The sequence below is a fragment of the Bacillus sp. TH19 genome (genome assembly GCF_016651075.1).
In the GTDB taxonomy this organism is placed as follows: Bacteria; Bacillota; Bacilli; order Bacillales; family Bacillaceae_G; genus Bacillus_A; species Bacillus_A mycoides.
In genome coordinates, this window is sequence record NZ_JAEKEO010000007.1 from 712260 (window position 1) to 732292 (window position 20033).

Consider the following 20033-nt stretch of genomic DNA (forward strand, 5'->3'; position numbering starts at 1 on the left):
ATTAATACATACTTTCAACTTCAGTTTGTTGAACACTTTCAAGATGCTGAAGAGCATAATAAACATCAGCAGTATGTCTTTTTTGATCGATAGACAATTTTAAATGTAAATAGTGCGAACCATTTTCCAATGTTTTGAGCTTCATGTTCTTAACTTTTATATCCATTTCTTTTATTTCTTCAATTACGGTCGGGATATTGTCCATATTTCGTACAACGAGTCTCACTGCGATATCACGTTGGCGAAATGATCTAGGACCGACGTATTTCATCGCTAATGGTATAAGTTCTACACTAATCATAAGGAAACACATTCCGAAAATAGCCTCGATATAGAAACCAGCTCCAACGGCAATACCGATGCCAGAAGCACCCCAAATCATAGCGGCGGTCGTTAACCCCGCAATACTATCGTTTCCTCTGCGTAAAATTACACCGGCACCTAAAAAACCAATTCCTGATACAATTTGAGCGGCAAGTCGAAGTGGATCCATATTCATATGATCGGTATGTGGTAAGTTGTAAGCTGCTTTAATAGAAACAATAGTTAGGAGGCAACTAATAATAGAAATAACTAAACACGTTTTTAAGCCGAGTGGTTTACGTTTTAATTCGCGCTCTAAACCGATAGCGAATCCTAAAATAGCCGAGAGACCTAGTTTTATTAATAAGTCGGTGTAGTCCATGTATATTCCTCCTTGTATGATATGGTATATGAATAAAACGTTTATCCCACTATTTGCGGGCAGTCAGCCCCGCCTCAAAATTCGCCGAATGCGAGAAAGTTAGGTGGGAGACGACTGCCCGTTAATGCCCGATTGGTGAAGGCTAATAATCAGTGGGGGATTAACACCCCACACTGATTAAAGTTTCACTTTATATAGAAAGAAACGTTTTTTGACAGAGTGACTTTCTATAGAATATATGTAGGAATTACTTAGAAATGAAAGAGATGTTTCGTTTAAGTATATGATATTAAAAAAGAAATGTAGTTGGTTTCAAAAAAGTTTTCAAAAGGTGTTGCATTTCATTTTTTCACATGATATATTAATAAACGTCGCTGATGCAGAAACGCAGAAAACGACAAAAAAGAAATTAAAAAACATAGTTGACATCGAAAAATGAAGATGTTAATATGATGAAGTCGCTTCTGAAGCGGCAGACAAGTTCTTTGAAAACTGAACGAAACAAACAACGTGAACGTCAATTTTTATTTTTAGATGCTAGACAAACTAACTTTATTGGAGAGTTTGATCCTGGCTCAGGATGAACGCTGGCGGCGTGCCTAATACATGCAAGTCGAGCGAATGGATTAAGAGCTTGCTCTTATGAAGTTAGCGGCGGACGGGTGAGTAACACGTGGGTAACCTACCCATAAGACTGGGATAACTCCGGGAAACCGGGGCTAATACCGGATAATATTTTGAACTGCATAGTTCGAAATTGAAAGGCGGCTTCGGCTGTCACTTATGGATGGACCCGCGTCGCATTAGCTAGTTGGTGAGGTAACGGCTCACCAAGGCGACGATGCGTAGCCGACCTGAGAGGGTGATCGGCCACACTGGGACTGAGACACGGCCCAGACTCCTACGGGAGGCAGCAGTAGGGAATCTTCCGCAATGGACGAAAGTCTGACGGAGCAACGCCGCGTGAGTGATGAAGGCTTTCGGGTCGTAAAACTCTGTTGTTAGGGAAGAACAAGTGCTAGTTGAATAAGCTGGCACCTTGACGGTACCTAACCAGAAAGCCACGGCTAACTACGTGCCAGCAGCCGCGGTAATACGTAGGTGGCAAGCGTTATCCGGAATTATTGGGCGTAAAGCGCGCGCAGGTGGTTTCTTAAGTCTGATGTGAAAGCCCACGGCTCAACCGTGGAGGGTCATTGGAAACTGGGAGACTTGAGTGCAGAAGAGGAAAGTGGAATTCCATGTGTAGCGGTGAAATGCGTAGAGATATGGAGGAACACCAGTGGCGAAGGCGACTTTCTGGTCTGTAACTGACACTGAGGCGCGAAAGCGTGGGGAGCAAACAGGATTAGATACCCTGGTAGTCCACGCCGTAAACGATGAGTGCTAAGTGTTAGAGGGTTTCCGCCCTTTAGTGCTGAAGTTAACGCATTAAGCACTCCGCCTGGGGAGTACGGCCGCAAGGCTGAAACTCAAAGGAATTGACGGGGGCCCGCACAAGCGGTGGAGCATGTGGTTTAATTCGAAGCAACGCGAAGAACCTTACCAGGTCTTGACATCCTCTGAAAACTCTAGAGATAGAGCTTCTCCTTCGGGAGCAGAGTGACAGGTGGTGCATGGTTGTCGTCAGCTCGTGTCGTGAGATGTTGGGTTAAGTCCCGCAACGAGCGCAACCCTTGATCTTAGTTGCCATCATTAAGTTGGGCACTCTAAGGTGACTGCCGGTGACAAACCGGAGGAAGGTGGGGATGACGTCAAATCATCATGCCCCTTATGACCTGGGCTACACACGTGCTACAATGGACGGTACAAAGAGCTGCAAGACCGCGAGGTGGAGCTAATCTCATAAAACCGTTCTCAGTTCGGATTGTAGGCTGCAACTCGCCTACATGAAGCTGGAATCGCTAGTAATCGCGGATCAGCATGCCGCGGTGAATACGTTCCCGGGCCTTGTACACACCGCCCGTCACACCACGAGAGTTTGTAACACCCGAAGTCGGTGGGGTAACCTTTATGGAGCCAGCCGCCTAAGGTGGGACAGATGATTGGGGTGAAGTCGTAACAAGGTAGCCGTATCGGAAGGTGCGGCTGGATCACCTCCTTTCTATGGAGAATTGATGAACGCAGTTCATCAATAAACGTTGACTTGTTTTGTTTCGTTCAGTTTTGAGAGAACTATCTCTCAAGTTTAAATGTATGTTCTTTGAAAACTAGATAACAGTGTAGCTCATATTTTTTTAATTTTAGTTTGGTTAAGTTAGAAAGGGCGCACGGTGGATGCCTTGACACTAGGAGTCGATGAAGGACGGGACTAACGCCGATATGCTTCGGGGAGCTGTAAGTAAGCTTTGATCCGAAGATTTCCGAATGGGGAAACCCACTATACGTAATGGTATGGTATCCTTACCTGAATACATAGGGTATGGAAGACAGACCCAGGGAACTGAAACATCTAAGTACCTGGAGGAAGAGAAAGCAAATGCGATTTCCTGAGTAGCGGCGAGCGAAACGGAATCTAGCCCAAACCAAGAGGCTTGCCTCTTGGGGTTGTAGGACATTCTATACGGAGTTACAAAGGAACGAGGTAGACGAAGCGACCTGGAAAGGTCCGTCACAGAGGGTAATAACCCCGTAGTCGAAACTTCGTTCTCTCTTGAATGTATCCTGAGTACGGCGGAACACGTGAAATTCCGTCGGAATCTGGGAGGACCATCTCCCAAGGCTAAATACTCCCTAGTGATCGATAGTGAACCAGTACCGTGAGGGAAAGGTGAAAAGCACCCCGGAAGGGGAGTGAAAGAGATCCTGAAACCGTGTGCCTACAAATAGTCAGAGCCCGTTAATGGGTGATGGCGTGCCTTTTGTAGAATGAACCGGCGAGTTACGATCCCGTGCGAGGTTAAGCTGAAGAGGCGGAGCCGCAGCGAAAGCGAGTCTGAATAGGGCGTTTAGTACGTGGTCGTAGACCCGAAACCAGGTGATCTACCCATGTCCAGGGTGAAGTTCAGGTAACACTGAATGGAGGCCCGAACCCACGCACGTTGAAAAGTGCGGGGATGAGGTGTGGGTAGCGGAGAAATTCCAATCGAACCTGGAGATAGCTGGTTCTCCCCGAAATAGCTTTAGGGCTAGCCTTAAGTGTAAGAGTCTTGGAGGTAGAGCACTGATTGAACTAGGGGTCCTCATCGGATTACCGAATTCAGTCAAACTCCGAATGCCAATGACTTATCCTTAGGAGTCAGACTGCGAGTGATAAGATCCGTAGTCAAGAGGGAAACAGCCCAGATCGCCAGCTAAGGTCCCAAAGTGTGTATTAAGTGGAAAAGGATGTGGAGTTGCTTAGACAACTAGGATGTTGGCTCAGAAGCAGCCACCATTTAAAGAGTGCGTAATAGCTCACTAGTCGAGTGACTCTGCGCCGAAAATGTACCGGGGCTAAATACACCACCGAAGCTGCGAATTGATACCAATGGTATCAGTGGTAGGGGAGCGTTCTAAGTGCAGTGAAGTCAGACCGGAAGGACTGGTGGAGCGCTTAGAAGTGAGAATGCCGGTATGAGTAGCGAAAGACGGGTGAGAATCCCGTCCACCGAATGCCTAAGGTTTCCTGAGGAAGGCTCGTCCGCTCAGGGTTAGTCAGGACCTAAGCCGAGGCCGACAGGCGTAGGCGATGGACAACAGGTTGATATTCCTGTACCACCTCTTTATCGTTTGAGCAATGGAGGGACGCAGAAGGATAGAAGAAGCGTGCGATTGGTTGTGCACGTCCAAGCAGTTAGGCTGATAAGTAGGCAAATCCGCTTATCGTGAAGGCTGAGCTGTGATGGGGAAGCTCCTTATGGAGCGAAGTCTTTGATTCCCCGCTGCCAAGAAAAGCTTCTAGCGAGATAAAAGGTGCCTGTACCGCAAACCGACACAGGTAGGCGAGGAGAGAATCCTAAGGTGTGCGAGAGAACTCTGGTTAAGGAACTCGGCAAAATGACCCCGTAACTTCGGGAGAAGGGGTGCTTTCTTAACGGAAAGCCGCAGTGAATAGGCCCAAGCGACTGTTTAGCAAAAACACAGGTCTCTGCGAAGCCGTAAGGCGAAGTATAGGGGCTGACACCTGCCCGGTGCTGGAAGGTTAAGGAGAGGGGTTAGCGTAAGCGAAGCTCTGAACTGAAGCCCCAGTAAACGGCGGCCGTAACTATAACGGTCCTAAGGTAGCGAAATTCCTTGTCGGGTAAGTTCCGACCCGCACGAAAGGTGTAACGATTTGGGCACTGTCTCAACCAGAGACTCGGTGAAATTATAGTACCTGTGAAGATGCAGGTTACCCGCGACAGGACGGAAAGACCCCGTGGAGCTTTACTGTAGCCTGATATTGAATTTTGGTACAGTTTGTACAGGATAGGCGGGAGCCATTGAAACCGGAGCGCTAGCTTCGGTGGAGGCGCTGGTGGGATACCGCCCTGACTGTATTGAAATTCTAACCTACGGGTCTTATCGACCCGGGAGACAGTGTCAGGTGGGCAGTTTGACTGGGGCGGTCGCCTCCTAAAGTGTAACGGAGGCGCCCAAAGGTTCCCTCAGAATGGTTGGAAATCATTCGTAGAGTGCAAAGGCATAAGGGAGCTTGACTGCGAGACCTACAAGTCGAGCAGGGACGAAAAGTCGGGCTTAGTGATCCGGTGGTTCCGCATGGAAGGGCCATCGCTCAACGGATAAAAGCTACCCCGGGGATAACAGGCTTATCTCCCCCAAGAGTCCACATCGACGGGGAGGTTTGGCACCTCGATGTCGGCTCATCGCATCCTGGGGCTGTAGTCGGTCCCAAGGGTTGGGCTGTTCGCCCATTAAAGCGGTACGCGAGCTGGGTTCAGAACGTCGTGAGACAGTTCGGTCCCTATCCGTCGTGGGCGCAGGAAATTTGAGAGGAGCTGTCCTTAGTACGAGAGGACCGGGATGGACGCACCGCTGGTGTACCAGTTGTTCTGCCAAGGGCATAGCTGGGTAGCTATGTGCGGAAGGGATAAGTGCTGAAAGCATCTAAGCATGAAGCCCCCCTCAAGATGAGATTTCCCATAGCGTAAGCTAGTAAGATCCCTGAAAGATGATCAGGTTGATAGGTTCGAGGTGGAAGCATGGTGACATGTGGAGCTGACGAATACTAATAGATCGAGGACTTAACCATATAATATGAAGCAATGTTATCTAGTTTTGAAAGAATATAAAAAACTTGTTGACTTTAAATGTCGAATAAGTTATGATAATTCTTGTCTTAAATGAATACAGTCTGGTAATGATGGCAGAGAGGTCACACCCGTTCCCATACCGAACACGGAAGTTAAGCTCTCTAGCGCCGATGGTAGTTGGGACCTTGTCCCTGTGAGAGTAGGACGTTGCCAGGCAATTCGGAGGATTAGCTCAGCTGGGAGAGCACCTGCCTTACAAGCAGGGGGTCGGCGGTTCGATCCCGTCATCCTCCACCATTTAGCCGACTTAGCTCAATTGGTAGAGCAACTGACTTGTAATCAGTAGGTTGGGGGTTCAAGTCCTCTAGTCGGCACCAGAAAATCATGGCGGTTGTGGCGAAGTGGTTAACGCACCGGATTGTGGCTCCGGCACTCGTGGGTTCAATTCCCATCAGTCGCCCCATTTTTCTTTTTAAATTATAATATGCGGGTGTGGCGGAATTGGCAGACGCACTAGACTTAGGATCTAGCGCCTTTGGCGTGGGGGTTCGACTCCCTTCACCCGCACTTTAATAAAATAACTCAAACATGTCTTGCGGAAGTAGTTCAGTGGTAGAATACAACCTTGCCAAGGTTGGGGTCGCGGGTTCGAATCCCGTCTTCCGCTCCAATTTTCAGTATGACATGCCGGGGTGGCGGAACAGGCAGACGCACAGGACTTAAAATCCTGCGGTGGGTGACCACCGTGCGGGTTCGACCCCCGCCCTCGGCACCATATGCGCCCGTAGCTCAATTGGATAGAGCGTTTGACTACGGATCAAGAGGTTAGGGGTTCGACTCCTCTCGGGCGCGTTTTTTATTAACGGGAAGTGGCTCAGCTTGGTAGAGCACCTGGTTTGGGACCAGGGGGTCGCAGGTTCAAATCCTGTCTTCCCGATATTTTCAAAATATGGGGCCTTAGCTCAGCTGGGAGAGCGCCTGCCTTGCACGCAGGAGGTCAGCGGTTCGATCCCGCTAGGCTCCACTTATTTGAATATAACTTATGGCGGTGTAGCTCAGCTGGCTAGAGCGTACGGTTCATACCCGTGAGGTCGGGGGTTCGATCCCCTCCGCCGCTACCATAAAGGACCTTTAGCTCAGCTGGTTAGAGCAGACGGCTCATAACCGTCCGGTCGTAGGTTCGAGTCCTACAAGGTCCACCACTCAAAGTTCATATCTCGGAGGTATACCCAAGTTCGGCTGAAGGGATCGGTCTTGAAAACCGACAGGCGGCGAGAGTCGCGCGGGGGTTCGAATCCCTCTACCTCCTCCATTTTTTCTAAATTAAATATTATATCATCGCGGGGTGGAGCAGTACGGTAGCTCGTCGGGCTCATAACCCGAAGGTCGCAGGTTCAAATCCTGTCCCCGCAACCAAATGGTCCCGTGGTGTAGTGGTTAACATGCCTGCCTGTCACGCAGGAGATCGCCGGTTCGACCCCGGTCGGGACCGCCATTTTTTTACATAAAGGCTCGGTAGCTCAGTCGGTAGAGCAGAGGACTGAAAATCCTCGTGTCGGCGGTTCGATTCCGTCCCGAGCCACCATTTTGAAATCGCAAGCCGGCTTAGCTCAATTGGTAGAGCAACTGACTTGTAATCAGTAGGTTGGGGGTTCAAGTCCTCTAGCCGGCACCACTTTCAAAATGAGCCATTAGCTCAGTTGGTAGAGCATCTGACTTTTAATCAGAGGGTCGAAGGTTCGAATCCTTCATGGCTCACCATTTTTAATTTAATGCGGGTGTAGTTTAGTGGTAAAACAAGAGCCTTCCAAGCTCTGGTCGAGAGTTCGATTCTCTTCACCCGCTTTTTATGGGCCTATAGCTCAGCTGGTTAGAGCGCACGCCTGATAAGCGTGAGGTCGATGGTTCGAGTCCATTTAGGCCCACCATAATTATTCCGCAGTAGCTCAGTGGTAGAGCTATCGGCTGTTAACCGATCGGTCGTAGGTTCGAGTCCTACCTGCGGAGCCATATTATAGAGAAGTACCCAAGTGGCTCAAGGGGCTCCCCTGCTAAGGGAGTAGATCGCGAACGCGGTGCGAGGGTTCGAATCCCTTCTTCTCTGCCAGATTTTGGCCCGTTGGTCAAGTGGTTAAGACACCGCCCTTTCACGGCGGTAACACGGGTTCGAATCCCGTACGGGTCATACTAAAAGAGATAGCATAATCTGCTATCTCTTTTTTGTTGTATAAAAGTGGACGTTGAATCGTCTGCTTTTTTTTGAGGAATTGTATACTTTTTTCTATTTGAATCGTCTAATTAATAGAAAGGAGAGAGCGATGGAGTATGAAAAGGTCATTATAGCGGGGAATTTTGTTCAACTGGAAAAGATACCCGAAATATTAAAGCATCTTTCGCTAGATAACCACCTTTACACTGATTTCGCCATCGCTCTACTGAATAACAAGTTCACTGCAATCACGATGACTGCACCGATAAGGGTTGCAAATACACGGTCGAACAGAATGATAAACTGGAACGGCTTGCCGGCTTCCATGATCAAAATAATGAGCGGGATCATGGTTGCAGAGTATACAAGATAATTTCGAACCTTTAGAAGAGGTCGAACACCTGCGAATAGCCCGATACTTATAACCAACCCCCAAATTGGTAGACTAGTTGCGAGAAGCAAGCTCGCAACAATCACGCCGATTACTGTACCAAGCACTCGTTGTGTTGTTTTGATTGGAAAGAGTTCTATTTTCCGCTGAGTAAGGATCACTACGGTAATTGCAATCCAATAGAAGTGGTGCTCGGGCCAAAGTATTCGCAATCCCTCAGCTATACCTAGACATAATGCGAGCCTGATGGGGAATTGCCAACCGGATAGGTGTGCAAGAGAATTCCGCCATAGAATGATTTTTTTCGATGTTGGCCCTTTCACAGCTCCATCCAGCGATGATTTAAAACAACGGTGTACCCAGATGCTTAGCACCAAGCTGATACTGACGGTCCAAATCGCCCCTGCTAAGATTGAAAAAATTAGTTCCAGCCGGTACTCCGTCTGGTCGACCATGTTGAGGATGATAATCAGGAATACGATAAAGCGTGTTGTTGCCACCGCCAAGGCACGACTACACCCGCCAATTAACGCAGCAAGGCTTACTAGCAGGATCAAGACTCCAAATGTCAGATAGCCATGTCCGAAAGAGAGAACAGCAGCAATCGCAGCGAGCACTACTGATATCAGCGCTGATGCCAGCTTTTTTCCGTGATTTATAAAACTCGAACCGACTTTCACGCTACTGACTGCCAAACTGCCGACCGATGCAGCAAAACCAAGAGCGGGATAGCCTAGAACTGTGGCGAACAGAACAGGTCCGGCCATACCTATGCCGGCGGAAATGAGTTCTACTATTTCTACCTTGGCCTCCTTAGACCAAGAAAACACTTGAGCCCTATATGTCTTTACATTCATCTATAGCACCTCTTCCGACCCAAAGAGTAGGGTACAGTTTAATAATAGGCTCTTTCTTTAATCCATGGACATGTGGTGATACCTATGTCCATCAGGCTAATATTTTGAAGTATCCCCAAAATGAAAATTTTATCTTTCCAGAGTTATTTATAATAATTTCGCTCATTTTTTTCGATATGGGGAAATGCCAATTTCTTAAGTTGATGGCAATGTATAGTGACCCCGTATAGAAACCTCTAAAAGTATTACTGCGGATTTACAAAAGTTAAATGATAAGAATTATGTGAAGGCCGCTGTATTAGGGGCTACTGCGGAAAATAAAGTGAAACTTTAATCAGTGGTTTTGTTCATCCCCACTGATTATTAGCCTTCACTAATCGGGCGTTTACGGGCAGCACGACTCCCACCTAACTTCTTCGCTCCAGCCAAATTTTGAGGTGGGAGTCTTACTGCCCACAAATAGCAGGATAAATAATATAGATAGAAGAAAAGCTGTCTCTAAATGGGTAATCTATTGGAGACAGCTTCTTTGTCGGCAAGTCGATATTCCTTGTCGGATCGCCGATATAAGTTCACTTATCACCAGAACTCTTTTCACAATCTAAATAAAACGCATAAGTTGGTATTGATTCCACACCTACCACGATAACTTTACACTCTATGTGAAAAAGTTCACAAATAGGTCATAATTTGTGAAGGAATTCACAATGATCCGTGATACAATATGTATGTAAAGAAGTTAAACAACATTAAATTAGTATTTTAATTAATTACTTAAACAATAATAAAAAATAGATGTAAACAATTGAAAGGGGAAATTAACATGAAAAAAGGTATCAATCGCGTAGTATTAGTAGGAACAGGAGCTGTAGGTTGCAGTTACGCTTACTCAATGATCAACCAAGGTGTAGCTGAAGAATTCGTACTAGTAGATGTTAATGAAGCAAAAGCAGAAGGAGAAGCAATGGACTTAAGCCATGCGGTACCATTCTCTCCAGCACCAACAAAAGTTTGGAGCGGTAGCTATGCAGATTGTAAAGATGCAGATTTAGTAGTTATCACTGCTGGATTACCACAAAAGCCAGGCGAAACTCGTTTAGACTTAGTTGAGAAAAATACAAAGATCTTTAAACAAATTGTTCGTGGTATTATGGATAGCGGATTCGATGGAATCTTCTTAATCGCAACTAACCCAGTTGATATTTTAACTTACGTAACTTGGAAAGAATCTGGTTTACCGAAAGAGCGCGTAATCGGTTCTGGTACTACTTTAGACTCTGCTCGTTTCCGTTACATGTTAGGTGACTACTTAGATGTAGATCCACGTAACGTTCATGCTTACATCGTTGGTGAGCATGGTGACACTGAACTTCCAGTATGGAGCCACGCTACTGTAGGTGTACAAAAACTAGAAACAATCTTAGCGAACAACGAACAGTATAACCAAGAAGATTTAGATAAAATCTTTGAAAATGTACGCGATGCAGCTTACCACATTATTGAGCGTAAAGGCGCAACTTACTACGGAATCGGTATGTCACTACTTCGTGTAACTAAAGCGATCTTAAGCAACGAGAACAGCGTATTAACTGTATCTGCATACCTTGAAGGTCAATATGGTGAGAAAGATGCTTACGTAGGTGTTCCAGCTGTTATTAACCGCGAAGGTGTACGTGAAATCGTAGAACTTGAATTAAACGAAGAAGAAAAAGTGAAGTTCGCTCATTCTGTAAAAGTATTAAAAGAAACAATGGCACCAGTACTATAATAATTGCTAAATAATTCAGAGGCGGGAAACTGCTTCCTACCTCTGAGTTTTTATATAATTTAATATAAATTCCTTTTCCGGTTTCCCTTGTATATCCCCAATATACCCCTTTTGCTGGAGAAGGGTCGTTTATAGAAAAAGCACTCTATTTTTGAATAGAGTGCTTTTGTGCGTTATCCCACTATTTGCGAGCAGAGTTTCACCTTATTCTTTAGGAGTTAACCTTGTGGCGATTTTTCCAAAACGGCATTCATCTCCCGCATACTCATTAGATATTCCTTGAGGTGGGAGTTTTCCGTCGGGAAGTGATAAAATTTGGGACAAAAAATGTTGAGAAATATTTTTAAACAATAGATTATTTCGCATGTATTTTACGTGGAAAGAGCGTGAAATACAGAGAGAAACCAATAAAATAAATATTGAGCAACAATGAAAGGCGAGAAATAGTAAGGGAAATGAAGCGCTTGCAATGAATATTCGTCAAAATTCGATAATTTACACGAAAAATGTGAACATTTTAAGTGAAATTTAAGAAAAAAACGAATATTTTTTAAAAAAATAACAAGGATATTTCAGTTTTTCGCAGAAATGATAAAGAGTAAAAAATTTCTGTCATCTTAGTGAGGTGAACATATTGGATGTAATAAATTGTGAAGAAGTGAAACGAGATGAGTTTCATACAGAAAAGTACTATGACAGTTATAACATCTTTGGGGCACATATTGTGACGGAAGATGGGATGCGAGGTGTACGATTCACAGTATGGGCTCCTCATGCGAAAGCAATGAGTGTTGTTGGGGATTTTAATGAATGGGATTATGAGCAACATAAGATGCTACAAGTGACAGAAGAGGGGATTTGGTCCTTGTTTGTACCGCATATTGAAGAGAATGAGATATATAAGTATGCGATTGAAACGATGGATGGTGACGTTATTTTAAAAGCAGATCCTTACGCAGTATATGCAGAAGTAAGACCAAATACGGCATCTGTAGTTTTTGATATAGAGGGATATGAATGGAATGATAAAAACTGGATTCGTAAGAGAAAGAAAAAATCGATTTATAAAGAAGCGATGACAGTTTATGAATTACATTTCGGTTCTTGGAAAAAGAAAGAGGATGGCGCTCTGTATTCTTACAGAGAAATGGCCGAGGAGCTCATTCCGTATGTGGTGGAACATCAATTTACACATATTGAAATTATGCCGCTTGTTGAGCATCCCTATGACCGTTCTTGGGGATATCAAGGAACAGGATATTATGCAGCGACAAGTAGATTCGGCACGCCACATGATTTGATGTATTTTGTCGATGAATGTCATAAATATGGAATCGGTGTCATTTTAGATTGGGTACCGGGGCATTTTTGTAAAGATGCTCACGGTTTATATTTGTTTGATGGGACACCGACTTATGAATATAAAGATAGAGACGTACAAGAAAACCTTGTATGGGGAACTGTTAATTTTGATTTAGGGAAGAGAGAAGTACGTAATTTCTTAATTTCAAATGCGTTATTTTGGATGAGGCATTTCCATATTGATGGTTTCAGGGTAGATGCAGTTGCGAATATGCTGTACTGGAATAAAGAAGGAAAAGAGCAAAGCAATGAACATGCTGTTTCTTTTTTACGAGAGTTAAATGAAGCCGTGTTTGCAGAAGATGAAGAGTTTCTTATGACAGCGGAAGATTCAACAGCTTGGCCACTTGTAACAGCTCCAACATACGAGGGTGGACTTGGATTCAATTATAAATGGAATATGGGTTGGATGAATGATGTGCTGAAATATATGGAATGTGCGCCAGAGTACCGGAAATACATTCATGAGAAAATGACATTCTCTTTAATATATGCTCACTCTGAAAACTTCATATTGCCGCTTTCTCATGATGAAGTCGTTCATGGGAAAAAGTCGTTATTAAATAAAATGCCAGGAGATTACTGGGATAAGTTTGCTCAGCTTCGTTTATTATATGGATATTTCTTTACTCATCCAGGTAAGAAATTACTCTTTATGGGTGGAGAATTCGGGCAATTTGATGAGTGGAAAGACCTTGAAGATTTAGATTGGAATTTACATGATTTTGAAATGCATCGTAATATGCATGATTACTTTAAAGAGCTCATAGCATTGTATAAGCGCTCAAAACCACTTTGGCAGTTAGATCACTCGCCTGAAGGATTTCAGTGGATTGATGCTAATAATAATGAGCAAAGTATTTTCTCGTTTATCCGCCAAGGGGATAAGCAGGAAGATGCGTTAGTTATCGTATGTAATTTTACGAAAGCTACATATGAAAACTATAAAGTAGGTGTACCAGACTTCGAGTACTATAACGAAATTTTAAACAGTGACTCGGCGCAATATGGCGGATCGGGGCAAGTTAATAAGAAACGTCTCAAGACGATTCTGGAGCCATATCATAATCAAGCGGCACATGTAGAAATTACAATTCCACCATTTGGCGTATCCATATTACGACCAGTGAAGACGAGAAAGGGGAGCAAAAAACAAGATGGCTCAAAAACAAAAGTGCGTAGCAATGTTACTAGCAGGGGGAAAAGGTAGTCGTTTAAGTGCATTAACAAAAAATTTAGCCAAGCCAGCTGTTCCATTTGGTGGTAAATATCGCATTATTGATTTTACGTTAAGTAACTGTGCAAACTCCGGTATTGAAACAGTGGGGATTTTAACACAATATCAACCGTTAGAACTTCATAATTATATTGGAATCGGAAATGCTTGGGATCTTGATCGTGTAAACGGTGGAGTCACTGTGTTACCTCCTTATGCGGAGTCTTCAGGTGTGAAGTGGTATACAGGTACGGCAAGTGCTATTTATCAAAATTTAAACTATTTAAGTCAGTATGAACCAGAATATGTCCTTATTTTATCAGGCGATCATATTTATAAAATGGATTACAGCAAAATGCTAGATTACCATATTGAGAAAGAAGCGGACGTTTCGATTTCTGTTATTGAAGTGCCGTGGGATGAAGCAAGTCGCTTTGGCATCATGAATACAAATGAAGAGATGGAAGTTGTTGAATTTGAGGAGAAACCGCAATTTCCAAGAAGTAATCTTGCATCAATGGGAATTTATATTTTTAACTGGGCTATTTTAAAAGAATATTTAGAGATGGATGCAAGAAACCCTGAATCTAGTAATGACTTCGGAAAAGATGTACTTCCGCTCTTGTTAGATGAAGGGAAGAAGTTGATGGCGTATCCATTTGAAGGATATTGGAAAGATGTTGGAACGGTGAAAAGCTTATGGGAAGCGAATATGGATTTACTTCGCGATGAAACATCGTTGAACTTGAACGATCGTAATTGGCGCATTTATTCTGTAAATCCAAACGAGCCGCCTCAATATATTGCAGAAAAGGCAAAAGTAGAAGAGTCACTTATTAATGAAGGGTGCGTCATTGAAGGGGACGTGAAGCATTCTGTTTTATTCCAAGGAGTGACGGTGGAAGAAGGTAGTATGGTAATCGATTCTGTCGTTATGCCGGGGGCAAAGATTGGTAAAAACGTTGTGATTGAAAGAGCGATCGTTGGATCGGAAATGGTTATTGAAGATGGGACAATAATTCGTCCAGAAAAAAATGTTGATGATGTAGTACTAATTGCTGAAGGAAAATAGAAAAGGGGGATGAAATGAATGGGAGAAAAAATGTTAGGAATTATTAATGCAACGGGAAGTTTTCCTTCCTTAAAGAAAGTAACAGGGCATCGTTCATTAGCGGCGTTACCGTTTGGAGGCCGTTATCGCCTCATTGATTTCATGCTTTCAAATATGGTGAATTCTAATATTCATAGCGTGGCGGTTTTTACAAGTCATAAAAATCGTTCTTTAATGGATCATGTCGGTTCAGGAAAACAGTGGGATTTAGATAGAAAGCGTGATGGGCTGTTTTTATTCCCACCGAACTGCCAATGTGATCATGACGAATTTGGATCTTTTGCACATTTTAGAAGACATATTGATTATTTTCTAAGAAGCAGAGAAGAATATGTTGTTATTACGAATAGCCATCTTGTAACAGCGTTAAACTTTCAAGCGGTGTTAGAGCGACATATACATACGTCTGCAGATATTACTGAAGTTTGTCATGAAGGGGTTTCGCTTCAAACATATGTGTTAAAGAAACAATTATTGCTAGACTTATTTGAGACATATAAAGATGTGGAGCAATACAGTTTATTTGATGTAGTGAGAGAAAAGAGCGGGAAATCACTGCATATTACTACGTACGAACATACAGGATATGTAGCTATTATTGATTCTATTGAAAGTTACTATAAACATAGCCTAGAAATTTTGCAGCCTTCTATTTGGAAGCAATTATTTAAGAAAGAAGCACCAATCTTTACGAAAGTAAAAGATGAGCCACCAACTCGTTATGTGAAGGGTGCAGTAGTGAAAAATACGATGATTGCAAACGGCAGTATTATTGAGGGTGAAGTAGAAAATAGTGTTGTCTCCCGTTCTGTTAAAATTGGAAAAGGTTCAATTGTTCGTAATAGTATTATTATGCAAAAGAGCCAAATTGGAGATAATTGCATAATAGACGGTGTTATTATTGATAAAGACGTGAAAATTGGTGACGGCGTAGTGTTAAAAGGAAATACCGATGAGCCATATGTTGTAGAAAAAGGTAGTGTACAAAATAGTACAATCAACAGTTATTCGTAAATAGCAGGTGCATAATTAGTGGGGGATTTAGAAAACCCCCACTAATTAAGGTTTTACTCTATATGAAAACTTGAAGGGAGGAAGCTGTAAGAAGAGCGATTTATGATGTATACGCTTTTCGTGCAGTGGAACAACAGGTGAATATTTTATTTGCAGTATCAGAATGTGTACCGTTTATTAAATCCGGAGGTCTAGCTGATGTAGCAGGAGCGCTTCCAAAAGAATTAAAAAAATTAGGAGTGAATGTTCGCATTATACTTCCAAACTACAGTCTTATCCCGAAAGAGTTAAGAGAAGGATGTACGCTTCATAAAGTAATTAGCGTTCCCCTTGGATGGAGAAATCAATATTGCGGGATTTTAAAAGGTGAGCAGGACGGGATTACGTATTACTTAATAGACAATGAATATTATTTTAAGAGAGATTCTCTATATGGCCATTATGATGATGGGGAGCGTTTTTCTTATTTTTCAAAAGCAGTTTTAGAGTGTATTCCGCATCTTGATTTCGAAGTAGATGTTCTTCATAGCCATGATTGGCATACAGCTATGGTTAATTTCTTACTTCGTGAAAAGTATCAAGATAACCCGTTATATGAGCATATTAAAACGGTATATACGATTCATAACTTGCAGTTCCAAGGTGTATTTCCTCCTGAAGTGATGTACGACTTACTGGAGCTTGGTCATGAATATTTTCATAGTGAACAGCTTGAGTTTTATGGAAACGTGAACTTTATGAAAGGCGGTATTATCGCATCTGACCAAATTACAGCGGTTAGCCCGACATATAAAGAAGAGATTCAATATGAGTTTTTCGGTGAGAAGTTAGATGGATTGCTACGAAAATATAATGATAAGCTTAGTGGCATTGTAAATGGAATTGATACGAGCGTATATAATCCAGAAACAGATCCATATATTACGGCTCAGTATAGTGCAGAATCGCTAGATGAAAAGAATGAAAATAAACGCGCATTGCAGCGTTATTTTGGTTTACCAGAAAAAGAAGATACACCAGTTATTTCGATGGTAACACGATTGACGAAGCAAAAGGGGCTTGATCTAGTACGTACTGTATTCCGTGAAATAATGGAAGAAGATGTACAATGTATTATTTTGGGATCAGGCGATTCTGAATACGAGCAGTTCTTTGAATGGATGGCATACGAATATCCAGAAAAGGTAAAAGTATATATTGGATTTAATGAAGCGTTAGCGCACCAAGTGTACGCGGGAAGCGATTTGTTTTTAATGCCATCGCTGTTTGAACCGTGTGGACTTGGACAACTTATTGCGCTAGCATATGGCACGATTCCAATTGTAAGAGAAACAGGCGGATTAAATGATACTGTACATTCTTACGATGAGGAAACTGGAATTGGGAATGGCTTTAGCTTTACGAATTTTAATGCGCATGACATGTTACATACGATTCTTCGTGCAATTGAGTTTTATCAAGATAAACCGGTATGGGATAAGCTTGTAAAGCAAGCGATGACTGAAGATTATAGCTGGGGGAAATCTGCTCTTGCATACAAGAAATTGTATAAAAGTCTCATGGAATAACATTGAGGTGGTGAAAAAATGTTTACTCATGTTGAAAGCTTCAAATCCGCTTTTCTAGAAAAATTAGAAACGATGTATGGGAAAAGTTTCAAAGATTCTACAACTCGTGATCAGTATAATACGCTCGGTCATATGGTACGTGAGTATATGAATAGTCAATGGATTGCAACGAATGAAAGTTATCGTTCTGGAGATCAAAAACAAATGTATTATTTATCCATTGAATTTTTACTTGGGCGTTTACTAGGCAGTAACATATTAAATTTAGGCATTCGAGATGTATGTGAAAAAGGACTTTTTGAACTTGGAATTTCTTTGCACGAGTTAGAAGAGATTGAAGCAGATGCTGGCCTTGGTAACGGCGGACTTGGACGTTTAGCAGCCTGTTTCCTCGATTCACTCGCTTCTTTAAACTTACCAGGACATGGCTGTGGTATTCGTTATAAGCATGGTCTGTTTGATCAAAAAATTGTTGATGGCTATCAAGTAGAATTTCCAGAACAGTGGCTTCTTCATGAAAACGTTTGGGAAGTAAGAAGGTATGACCAAGCCGTAGAAGTAAGTTATTTTGGAAACGTTGAACCACTAGAAATTGATGGACGTTTAGAGTTCAGGCATACAAATGCAGAAGTTATTATGGCAGTACCATATGACGTTCCAGTTGTAGGGTATGAAACGAGTACTGTAAATACGCTTCGGCTTTGGAATGCGGAGCCAGTTCCTTTCCCGCAAAATTGTAAAGATATTTTGAAATATAAGCGTGAAACAGAGGCCGTATCGGAGTTTTTATATCCAGATGATACGCATGATGAGGGGAAAATACTTCGTTTAAAACAACAGTATTTCCTCGTATCAGCAAGTTTGCAAAATATCGTTCGTATGCATAGGGAGAGACACGGTAGTCTTCGTCAGTTACATGAAAAAATCGCGATTCATATAAACGATACACATCCGGTTCTAGCAATTCCAGAACTTATGCGTATTTTATTAGACGAAGAAAAATTGACATGGGAAGAAGCTTGGCACATAACAACGCAGACGATTTCCTATACGAATCATACGACGTTATCGGAAGCGCTTGAGAAATGGCCAATTCGCATTTTTAAACCGTTATTACCGAGAATTTATATGATTATTGAAGAAATTAATGAACGTTTCTGTCATGAGCTTTGGGACCGTTATTCGTACGATTGGAAGCGTATTGAGGACATGGCCATTATTGCGCATGACCTTGTGAAAATGGCTCATTTAGCGATTGTTGGTAGCCATAGCGTTAACGGTGTGGCGAAAATTCATACAGAAATTTTAAAGCAGCGTGAAATGCGATTGTTCTATGAATTTTATCCAGATAAGTTTAATAATAAAACGAATGGAATTGCTCATAGGCGCTGGCTAATGAAGGCGAATCCACAGCTGACGAATCTTATTTCGGAAGCGATTGGAGAAGAATGGAAGAAAGAGCCAATTAAGCTGCAAGCACTGCAAAACTTCATACATGATACTAGTTTTCAAGAAAAGCTTGCAGGGGTAAAACAAGAGCGTAAGATTATTTTAGCGGAGAGCATTCATAATAAAATGGGGATCACTATTGATCCAAATTCTATTTTTGATGTGCAAGTGAAAAGGTTACATGCCTATAAACGACAGTTATTAAATGTTCTTCATATTTTGTACTTGTATAACCGTTTAAAAGAGGATACTAGTTTTTCATTTTACCCGCGTACTTTTATTTTTGGAGCGAAAGCATCACCTGGCTATTATTATGCGAAGAAAATTATTAAATTAATAAATGAGCTTGCAAGAAAAGTGAATACCGATCCGTACGTAAGTCAATTTATGAAAGTTATCTTTCTAGAAAACTACCGAGTTTCTTTAGCTGAAGATATATTCCCGGCGGCAGATGTAAGTGAACAAATTTCAACTGCGAGTAAAGAAGCATCGGGAACAGGTAACATGAAATTCATGATGAATGGTGCAATTACACTCGGAACATTAGATGGAGCTAATATTGAAATAAAAGACCGGGTCGGTGATGATGCCTGCTTCATTTTCGGCTTAACAGCGGAGGAGGTTCTTCATTACTACCAAAACGGTGGATATCGTGCAAGTGACTATTATCACCACAATATGCACATTAAAAAAGTAGTAGATCAGTTAACGAATGGTTTCTTTGCACAGTCGGGAGCTGAATTTGAAGCGATTTATGATTCTCTCGTTATTCAAAATGATGAATACTTCGTTCTTCGAGATTTTAGCCCATATGCTGAAAGACAAGAAGCTGTCGGAAGGGCCTACGAAAATAGGGAGAAATGGCTGGAAATGTCGATTTTGAACATTGCACAATCGGGGCATTTTGCGAGTGATCGAACAATTTTGCAGTACAGTAATGAAATTTGGGGTATTGGTAATACTGTTAAACTATTTTAGATGAAAGCCCCTGTTGAAGGGGCTTTTATTTATTTTTAAAACAGGGATACGTTTGCTTAGAAAAATAAAACGAGCTTAATGAGATTAAGCTCGTTTTACTTATGTTGCTTAAGAAAGAAATGGGATAGCGGTATATATTATAGCTGTTCCGTCATATTCCCCTGTCGCAAAGTATGAAAATGTAAAGAAACCTGTAAACGAAAAAATTATTATAAGAAAAAGTGCAAAGAAAAATTTTAGCATGTAAGGTC

Annotated in this window: 8 protein-coding genes, 22 tRNA genes and 3 rRNA genes; 31 read left to right on the top strand and 2 right to left on the bottom strand. The window is 42.4% G+C overall.

Annotation, left to right across the window (positions count from 1 at the left end):
• Nucleotide 1: 1 nt before the first annotated feature.
• The gene (locus JFU54_RS07310) at nt 2-685 is read right to left on the bottom strand and encodes an MgtC/SapB family protein (protein ID WP_002143579.1); all 684 of its coding nucleotides are present in this window, start codon (nt 683-685) and stop codon (nt 2-4) included.
• Between the two features lie 552 nt (nt 686-1237).
• On the opposite strand from JFU54_RS07310, the gene JFU54_RS07315 reads away from it, so the two are divergent.
• The 25 genes from JFU54_RS07315 (at nt 1238) to JFU54_RS07435 (ending at nt 8044) form a co-directional block, all read left to right on the top strand.
• Nucleotides 1238-2789 (top strand): 16S ribosomal RNA (locus tag JFU54_RS07315).
• Nucleotides 2790-2935: 146 nt separating this feature from the next.
• Nucleotides 2936-5858, top strand: a 23S ribosomal RNA gene (locus tag JFU54_RS07320).
• Nucleotides 5859-5959: 101 nt separating this feature from the next.
• A 5S ribosomal RNA gene (rrf, locus tag JFU54_RS07325) occupies nt 5960-6075 on the top strand.
• The 16S, 23S and 5S rRNA genes sit together here with 22 tRNA genes alongside, the layout of an rRNA operon.
• Nucleotides 6076-6080: 5 nt before the next feature.
• Nucleotides 6081-6156 (top strand) — tRNA-Val (locus JFU54_RS07330).
• A gap of 4 nt (nt 6157-6160) precedes the next feature.
• Nucleotides 6161-6236, top strand: a tRNA-Thr gene (locus JFU54_RS07335).
• Between the two features lie 10 nt (nt 6237-6246).
• Nucleotides 6247-6322: transfer RNA gene (locus JFU54_RS07340), tRNA-His, on the top strand.
• A 23-nt stretch (nt 6323-6345) separates the two neighbouring features.
• Nucleotides 6346-6426: transfer RNA gene (locus JFU54_RS07345), tRNA-Leu, on the top strand.
• 28 nt (nt 6427-6454) lie between these two features.
• Nucleotides 6455-6529: transfer RNA gene (locus tag JFU54_RS07350), tRNA-Gly, on the top strand.
• Between the two features lie 16 nt (nt 6530-6545).
• Nucleotides 6546-6634, top strand: a tRNA-Leu gene (locus JFU54_RS07355).
• Between the two features lie 3 nt (nt 6635-6637).
• A tRNA-Arg gene (locus JFU54_RS07360) sits at nt 6638-6711 on the top strand.
• An 11-nt stretch (nt 6712-6722) separates the two neighbouring features.
• Nucleotides 6723-6796: transfer RNA gene (locus JFU54_RS07365), tRNA-Pro, on the top strand.
• 14 nt (nt 6797-6810) lie between these two features.
• Nucleotides 6811-6883, top strand: a tRNA-Ala gene (locus JFU54_RS07370).
• 20 nt (nt 6884-6903) lie between these two features.
• Nucleotides 6904-6980 (top strand) — tRNA-Met (locus tag JFU54_RS07375).
• Nucleotides 6981-6984: 4 nt separating this feature from the next.
• A tRNA-Ile gene (locus JFU54_RS07380) sits at nt 6985-7061 on the top strand.
• Between the two features lie 17 nt (nt 7062-7078).
• Nucleotides 7079-7171 (top strand) — tRNA-Ser (locus JFU54_RS07385).
• A 27-nt stretch (nt 7172-7198) separates the two neighbouring features.
• Nucleotides 7199-7275 (top strand) — tRNA-Met (locus JFU54_RS07390).
• A gap of 3 nt (nt 7276-7278) precedes the next feature.
• Nucleotides 7279-7354: transfer RNA gene (locus tag JFU54_RS07395), tRNA-Asp, on the top strand.
• A gap of 14 nt (nt 7355-7368) precedes the next feature.
• Nucleotides 7369-7444, top strand: a tRNA-Phe gene (locus tag JFU54_RS07400).
• Nucleotides 7445-7458: 14 nt separating this feature from the next.
• Nucleotides 7459-7534, top strand: a tRNA-Thr gene (locus JFU54_RS07405).
• A gap of 10 nt (nt 7535-7544) precedes the next feature.
• Nucleotides 7545-7620: transfer RNA gene (locus tag JFU54_RS07410), tRNA-Lys, on the top strand.
• Nucleotides 7621-7633: 13 nt separating this feature from the next.
• Nucleotides 7634-7704, top strand: a tRNA-Gly gene (locus tag JFU54_RS07415).
• Nucleotides 7705-7710: 6 nt separating this feature from the next.
• A tRNA-Ile gene (locus tag JFU54_RS07420) sits at nt 7711-7787 on the top strand.
• Between the two features lie 7 nt (nt 7788-7794).
• A tRNA-Asn gene (locus JFU54_RS07425) sits at nt 7795-7869 on the top strand.
• Nucleotides 7870-7875: 6 nt separating this feature from the next.
• Nucleotides 7876-7966, top strand: a tRNA-Ser gene (locus tag JFU54_RS07430).
• Nucleotides 7967-7972: 6 nt separating this feature from the next.
• Nucleotides 7973-8044, top strand: a tRNA-Glu gene (locus JFU54_RS07435).
• A 225-nt stretch (nt 8045-8269) separates the two neighbouring features.
• Here the strand turns inward: JFU54_RS07435 and JFU54_RS07440 are convergent.
• Nucleotides 8270-9316 carry an FUSC family protein gene (locus tag JFU54_RS07440; RefSeq protein WP_201064080.1) on the bottom strand — a complete coding sequence of 349 codons (1047 nt, stop codon included), beginning with the start codon at nt 9314-9316 and terminating at the stop codon, nt 8270-8272.
• An 823-nt stretch (nt 9317-10139) separates the two neighbouring features.
• Here JFU54_RS07440 and JFU54_RS07445 point away from each other — a divergent pair.
• From JFU54_RS07445 to glgP, 6 genes are all read left to right on the top strand, one after another.
• Nucleotides 10140-11084, top strand: a complete 945-nt coding sequence (locus JFU54_RS07445; RefSeq protein WP_002089250.1) for an L-lactate dehydrogenase — start codon at nt 10140-10142, stop codon at nt 11082-11084.
• 634 nt (nt 11085-11718) lie between these two features.
• Complete coding sequence (gene glgB / locus JFU54_RS07450; RefSeq protein ID WP_201064082.1) at nt 11719-13656, top strand: 1,4-alpha-glucan branching protein GlgB; 1938 nt, start codon at nt 11719-11721, stop codon at nt 13654-13656.
• Entirely contained in the window at nt 13604-14734 is a 1131-nt protein-coding gene (gene glgC, locus JFU54_RS07455) for a glucose-1-phosphate adenylyltransferase (RefSeq protein WP_002129671.1), read from the top strand. The genes glgB and glgC overlap by 53 nt, the downstream gene beginning before the upstream one ends.
• Before the next feature lie 18 nt (nt 14735-14752).
• Nucleotides 14753-15787 carry a glucose-1-phosphate adenylyltransferase subunit GlgD gene (glgD, locus tag JFU54_RS07460; RefSeq protein WP_201064083.1) on the top strand — a complete coding sequence of 345 codons (1035 nt, stop codon included), beginning with the start codon at nt 14753-14755 and terminating at the stop codon, nt 15785-15787.
• 137 nt (nt 15788-15924) lie between these two features.
• The gene (gene glgA / locus JFU54_RS07465; protein ID WP_201064084.1) at nt 15925-17355 is read left to right on the top strand and encodes a glycogen synthase GlgA; all 1431 of its coding nucleotides are present in this window, start codon (nt 15925-15927) and stop codon (nt 17353-17355) included.
• Nucleotides 17356-17373: 18 nt separating this feature from the next.
• Nucleotides 17374-19782 carry a glycogen phosphorylase gene (gene glgP / locus JFU54_RS07470; protein ID WP_201064085.1) on the top strand — a complete coding sequence of 803 codons (2409 nt, stop codon included), beginning with the start codon at nt 17374-17376 and terminating at the stop codon, nt 19780-19782.
• Nucleotides 19783-20033 lie beyond the last annotated feature (251 nt).